This window comes from Emticicia sp. (genome assembly GCF_043780375.1).
Lineage (GTDB): Bacteria > Bacteroidota > Bacteroidia > Cytophagales > Spirosomataceae > Emticicia.
Genome location: NZ_JAYWCU010000208.1, coordinates 21,822 through 27,911 on the forward strand (window position 1 = coordinate 21,822; position 6,090 = coordinate 27,911).

Annotated in this window: 6 protein-coding genes; all 6 read right to left on the reverse strand. The window is 35.3% G+C overall.

Annotation, left to right across the window (positions count from 1 at the left end; translation table 11 throughout):
- Positions 1–66 precede the first annotated feature (66 nt).
- Positions 67–2,625, reverse strand: a complete 2,559-nt coding sequence (locus ACH2CJ_RS16405; protein ID WP_394994041.1) for a zinc-dependent metalloprotease — start codon at positions 2,623–2,625, stop codon at positions 67–69.
- 182 nt (positions 2,626–2,807) lie between these two features.
- Complete coding sequence (locus ACH2CJ_RS16410; RefSeq protein ID WP_394994043.1) at positions 2,808–3,377, reverse strand: MarC family protein; 570 nt, start codon at positions 3,375–3,377, stop codon at positions 2,808–2,810.
- Positions 3,374–4,414: an aminotransferase class V-fold PLP-dependent enzyme gene (locus ACH2CJ_RS16415; protein ID WP_394994045.1), complete on the reverse strand. Its 1,041-nt coding sequence runs from the start codon at positions 4,412–4,414 to the stop codon at positions 3,374–3,376. Before ACH2CJ_RS16415 ends, ACH2CJ_RS16410 begins: the two co-directional genes overlap by 4 nt.
- A 57-nt stretch (positions 4,415–4,471) precedes the next feature.
- Entirely contained in the window at positions 4,472–5,260 is a 789-nt protein-coding gene (gene cdaA, locus ACH2CJ_RS16420; protein ID WP_394994047.1) for a diadenylate cyclase CdaA, read from the reverse strand.
- Entirely contained in the window at positions 5,235–5,681 is a 447-nt protein-coding gene (locus ACH2CJ_RS16425) for a GNAT family N-acetyltransferase (protein ID WP_394994049.1), read from the reverse strand. The genes cdaA and ACH2CJ_RS16425 overlap by 26 nt, the downstream gene beginning before the upstream one ends.
- Before the next feature lie 89 nt (positions 5,682–5,770).
- A partial coding sequence (locus ACH2CJ_RS16430) for a hypothetical protein (RefSeq protein ID WP_394994051.1) occupies positions 5,771–6,090 on the reverse strand: 320 nt, incomplete at its 5' end.

The window sequence follows — 6,090 nt, forward strand, 5'->3', positions numbered from 1 at the left end:
AAAAGCGAAGCCTAAGCCTCGCTTTTCTGAAAATATGGACTATCGATAGACGTCTATTTACTTGTTTTACTTATTCGGGTTCAAAGCAATTTCAATTCGTTGCAAGACATCTTGCAGGTGATATTTGCTCATTTTGTCGGTTGTCAAAGGCAATGCCGCTTTGATTTCGCCTTTTAAAGACTCCAAGTGAGCCCTTGCAATTGAAGGTAAATCGGTTTTTTTCAAGTCCACCATGCGGCTATCAAAACCATAAGTTGCACCTTGCGGAATATATGATGAAACAGCCATTCCAGGGTTCAATAATGAAGTTACTTTCTCTACAAAAACCTTTTGTAAGTTACGGCGATAAATGTCAATCGTTTTCTTAGACTTCAGCTCAGACCAAATACCACTACGCAAATCAGTCATTAATTCATCTAAATTATAATTTGCTGTACTTGCCGAGCCAGTTTCTATCAACCTAACAGCTCTGTCGCCTGCCAAAAGGCTATTCAATGCTGCTTCTTGGATTGTCTTAATTGCTTCAACACCTTGCTCTGGATTGATTTTACTCAAAATATTTTTGTCTAACAACCAATTAGGTGTTTCAAAAACTTGACGATTCAAGAAATTTACGGCGTCCTTTTGCGTAGCTTTTGGAACAACTTCATACACACTTCCTTCCATGTCGTAGGTTTTTGGTGTGTCATAAATTCCACCAACATTTTTGGTTACATGACCAATATAACGACGGTATTGACCCGAAACGTTTGCGTACAATTCAGCTAATTCTTTATAAGATTCGCCGTTTTCTTTGCTCCATTCGGTCAAATTTGGTAATATTCTCTGCAAATTCTTAATTCCATATTCAGAAGCACGCATCGCATTATCACTCAAATCTTCGGTTTGGTAACGTGGGTCAAAAGGACTAACTTCTGTTCCAAAACGCTTGCGTGGGTCTTTTACCGCCTCTTTTGTGAGTTCATTCAATATTACTTTTTCATCTTTAGCACTTTGAGCATCAGGAAAATATTTGTAAGCCCATTGAATTGCCCAAATATCATAATCGCCAATGCGAGGAAAAAAATCAGTTACGCCATCTTCTGGTTGAGCAACATAATTGAAACGTGCGTAGTCCATGATTGATGATGTATGACCATTTTTTGCAACCCATTCTTTATCACGCAATTTCTCAACTGGCGTTGCCGAACTTGCACCCATATTGTGTCGTAAACCAAGCGTATGACCAACTTCGTGAGAAGACACAAAACGAATCAATTGTCCCATCAACTCATCGTCAAAGTTTTTCTTTCTTGAACGTGGGTCAGATGCCGCCGTTTGAATCATATACCAGTTACGCAACAAACGCATCACGTTGTGGTACCAACCAATATGACTTTCCAAAATCTCGCCGCTACGTGGGTCATGAACATTTGGCCCATAAGCATTCTGAATATCAGCTGCAAAGTATCTTATTGCCGAAAAACGAGCATCTTCTAAACTCATGCTGTCTTTTGGGTTCATGTATTCGCCACGAATGGCATTTTTCCAACCTGCTTTTTCAAAAGCTACTTGCCAATCATCAACACCAGATTTTAAGTATTTTTGCCATTTTTGAGGCGTTGCAGGGTCAATATAATAAACAATTGGTTTTTTAGGCTCAATCAATTCTCCACGTTTTTGGCGGTCGGCATCGGCTTGATTTTTTGGTTCAAGTTTCCATCTTACTGCAAAAACTTCATTGTCTGATTTTTGTGATTCTTCACCAAAACTTGAATATTGATTAGCAAAATAACCAACACGTGGGTCGAAATAACGCTTACGCATCGGTGTTTTTGGCAGAATAACGAAAGAAGTATTAAATTCCATCGTAACAACACCCGCATCACGAGAAGCTGGTAAATACTGTCCAATTTGTGGAATTGGTGAAAGCGAAACAGCTGGGGGAATTACACTAAAAGTTTTCGTAGTACGAATCTCAGTATTGATTGGATAAGTACGAATGTGCTGTATAAATGAACGGTCAGCTTGAAGCATTGCAATTTTTAACAATTGTTTTCTGACAGGCTCAAGTGAGAAAACCTGATTATCACCTTTAAAGAAATCGGTAACTTCTATGACCGACGAAGTGTCTTTTCTGAGTGCTTTAATATCGAAAACGCCAATAATTGGGTCAGCACTTGAGTTTTTCACCGATTGAAAAATAGGTTTCGTACTATCTCCACTCGCAATAACTAAAGTGATTGAGCGTAAGAATAATTTATTTTCTGGTCCTTTTTCCCATTTTACTACTTGACTATTTACTTCTTCACCGCCGAAAATACCACCACCTGCGGCCGTTTTGGAGAAACGAGTTACGGTCATTATTTCACGTCCGATTAGAGAGTCGGCAATCTCAAAGAAATATTTTTCTTCTAACTTGTGAACCGTCATCAAACCTTTACTTGAAACCGCTTTAGACGTGATTACTTCTTTGTAAGGTTTTGGCCCTGTTTTTGGTGCTTCGGCAGGTTTTGCCGTAACGGCTGGTGCTGGTGTAGCAGGTTTTACTTCTTCTGGCTTTTTATCATCTTTCTTTTGCGAAAATCCTGCAAAGGAGACCGACAAAGCAACCGAACATAAAAATGTAAATTTTGATAATTTCATAATGTAGGTTTTATTTGTTTGAAGATATTAATTTGTAAAACTACTCAAAATCAACTAATGTTTTATTTTGATTTGATGAACGGAAACTTAAATTAGACTAAATCCCAAATTTTGTAGAAAAAATGACATTTGTCGTTTAATATACGTTTAGTTTATTGATAGAGTGAGGCGGATGCTTTGTGTTAAATCAAATTTGTCTTTATCAATTTAATTGAAATCGCAATCAAAATCATTCCAAAAACTTTACGTAAAATATCAGCACCAGTTAGACCCAGAATTTTTTCGAGCTGCTGAGAAGTTCGTAAAACCAAATATACAAAGAGTAAATTTAGCAGAATTCCAACCACAATGTTTTCTTGTTGATAAGCTGCTTTCAGAGATATAATTGTAGTCATTGTTCCTGCCCCAGCAATGATTGGAAACGCCAACGGCACAATTGAAGTGGCTTTACTATTAGTGGTTTCATGTTTGAAAATGCTTCTACCCAAAATCATCTCAAAACCAATCAAAAACAATATTAAAGCTCCTGCTATGGCAAAAGATTTGACATCTACACCAAACAGATTCAGAATACTAATTCCTAAATACAAATAAGTAATCATCAAGCCACCTGCTACCAAAGTTGCTTGTTCAGCATGAATACTGCCTGCTTTTTTTCGTAAATCAATGATAATCGGAATAGCTCCCAAAATATCAATGACCGAAAATAGGATGATAGTTACCGAGATAATTTCTTTGAAAACAAAGTTCATAGCTGTAAAAGAGATTTAAGTTTGTCGAACTCCCAATCTTCTATGGCCGGGAAGTTGGCAATTCTGAATGTGGTATCTTTCCATTCTCCATAGCCATTTCCCAAAATTATATTATAATTATTTGCTATTTGTTTTAAAGTTGCAATTTCCTCTACTTTTCCTTTAACAGCAATAACCGTTTCAGATCTGATTTCCGATTTTTCTATCAATAGCTTCAACGAAGTTTTAGTTTCAATAAAATCGTAAAATTCTTTAGAACGAGCTTTTGTATTTTTACTAACTATTTGAATATCAGGCACTTGATGCATCACTCGCATCAATAAATAGATTCCTAAAACATTTGGTGTATAATGAGTTTGGTATTTTTGAAAATTTTCGTGGATGAAAAGTAAACTATTATAATGCTTTCTTTCGCCGATTTCTTCGGCACGTTTTAATGCTTTAGGTGAACAAACCATTATACCTAATCCTGCGGGTAAACCCAAACATTTCTGCACCGAAGCTAACCAAACATCGCCTGTTTTCCAATCCAATTCTATACCGCCAAGTGAAGAAGTAACATCAATTGTAATAAGTGAATCAGTACTGAATTTTTCAAGAAAATTAGTCGAAATTTGCGTAGCATTTGACGTTTCATTTTGCGTAAAACAAATGACATCGGCTGCTGATTGTGATAGGTTTTTTGAGTCGAAACTTTCTTGAAAATTAAATTTTGTATTTGTCGTTTTTTGATTTAATCGTGTGGCATACTCATACCATTTTTCGCCAAAAGCCCCATTGAAAACGTGATAACTTTGCTCTTTTACTAATGATTGGCTCACAATTTCCCAACATTCGGTTGCAGACGAAGTGAAGTAAACATAATAATCGTGAGGAATATTTTGTTTTTGTTTAAATATCCTAATACATTCTTTTAGTATATCCATAAAAGCCAAACTTCGGTGATTTTGGCTTAAAATGCCTTCTTTCATGGCTTCTTGAAGATAATTTGCCAATTGAGGATAAACTTTTGAGGGACCTGGGTAGAAAGAAATCATCAATGAATAATTAACCGAAAACAGTTTTTAATCTTTCATTTCTCAAAACAAAACTTTTCAAGAAATTTCGTTGAGCAAATATCTCCTTAATTCTCTCTCTAATTCAGGAGATGAAACGGTTTTGATATTTCCGTCAATGGCTAATGTGATTTTGCCATTTTCCTCCGAAATACATATTGCTGCAGCGTCGGTTGCTTCTGAGATACCTAAAGCCGCTCGGTGACGAAAACCGTAGCTGGTTGGTAAATCTTCGTTGCTTGCAATGGGCAAAATACAATGTGCCGCTTTGAGGCGACCGTTGGTGATAAGCACTGCTCCATCACTCAATAAACTATATTGACTAAATATTGAAACCAACAATTTCTTTGATAAAAGGGCATCCACGAAATCGCCTGACTCAGCAATTTTGCTTAAATCATCTTCTTTTTGAATTACAATGATACCGCCAGTAAACTCGCTTGACATTGTTTTTGTTGCATCTACAATGGTTTTTATAGGATATTTCCCTTCATTATCTATTTGATTTCCAAGAAGTTTACTAAAAAACTGGTTGTTGGCAAGGGTTGTTGATTTACCAATCATTAGTAAAAAACGCCTAATTTCTTGCTGAAAAAGTACAATTAATGCGATTGCTCCAACTCCCATAAAATATTCTAATATTCGAGTAAGTAACTCTAAACCAATAGCTTTGACAATGAGATAAAAAAGATAAATGAGCAAATAGCCCATAAAAACCCGACTGGCTACACTTCCTCTAACTAATTTATAAATATAATACAGTAAAAAAGCAACGAGTAAAATGTCTAAAACATCTGTCCATTTAATTTCTAAAAAGCCTATTTGCATGGGAAAACTTCATTTTAAATTCAAATTCGGTTTCAAAATACACCTGAAAACCTGAGTTTTCATAAAACCGCTTTGCTTTGGGGTTATTTTTTAGTACCTGTAATTCTATTCCTTTTAATTTTGTTTGTGCTTCCTTAATAATTTCTTCAAGTAGGAACTTGCCAAAACCTTGATTTTGAAAATCTTTGTGAATTAAAATATTTATTATTTCAAAAGAATGATTTTTTTCTTCAATTTCCAAATATCCGATGGCTTTATGAGCAAATTCTATTATTTGAATATTGATATGGTTAAATTCACTTTTGTAAGATGCCTTTTCAGTTTCATAAAGCGAATTTGTGTATTGCATGATTGAAAACTGCTCTATTTTGAACGTCAAATCAGCATCTTTTTGTGTGGCTTTGCGTAGAGAAATTTTCATTAATGATGCTTTTTAATTTTTTTTTACAATACTAAAGCTACGAATATAGCATTTTTTTTGGGCTATGTAGTGGCTTTATATCAATTATTTTAAAGGAGTGTTTTGTTCAGAAATTCATAAATAAACGCTTCTTCAGCAAGTTGCCAATATTGTAAAGAGTTTTGGCTTTGGTTTAGGCTCATCTCCCAAATTTCAAATGCTTTCAAACGAATATGCCCAAAATAGTTGTCGTTCTTAATGAAAAATGAACAGTTTTTATTAAAAAAATCAAAAGGAATAGAGCCAAAAAAATCTTGCCTACCCAATATTTCGGCAGTATGACGGTTGCAAAATTGCTTGATTGGACAATCACCTCCAGCACACAAGGTTATATCATAGGGCATATTGGTTGTATTTTTGATTGTACTCA

Excerpts from the sequence above, each read along its gene's own strand:
- ACH2CJ_RS16405 (WP_394994041.1), bottom strand. The coding sequence starts at position 2,625 with ATGAAATTATCAAAATTTACATTTTTATGTTCGGTTGCTTTGTCGGTC.
- ACH2CJ_RS16410 (WP_394994043.1), bottom strand. The coding sequence starts at position 3,377 with ATGAACTTTGTTTTCAAAGAAATTATCTCGGTAACTATCATCCTATTT.
- ACH2CJ_RS16415 (WP_394994045.1), bottom strand. The coding sequence starts at position 4,414 with ATGATTTCTTTCTACCCAGGTCCCTCAAAAGTTTATCCTCAATTGGCA.
- cdaA (WP_394994047.1), bottom strand. The coding sequence starts at position 5,260 with ATGCAAATAGGCTTTTTAGAAATTAAATGGACAGATGTTTTAGACATT.
- ACH2CJ_RS16425 (WP_394994049.1), bottom strand. The coding sequence starts at position 5,681 with ATGAAAATTTCTCTACGCAAAGCCACACAAAAAGATGCTGATTTGACG.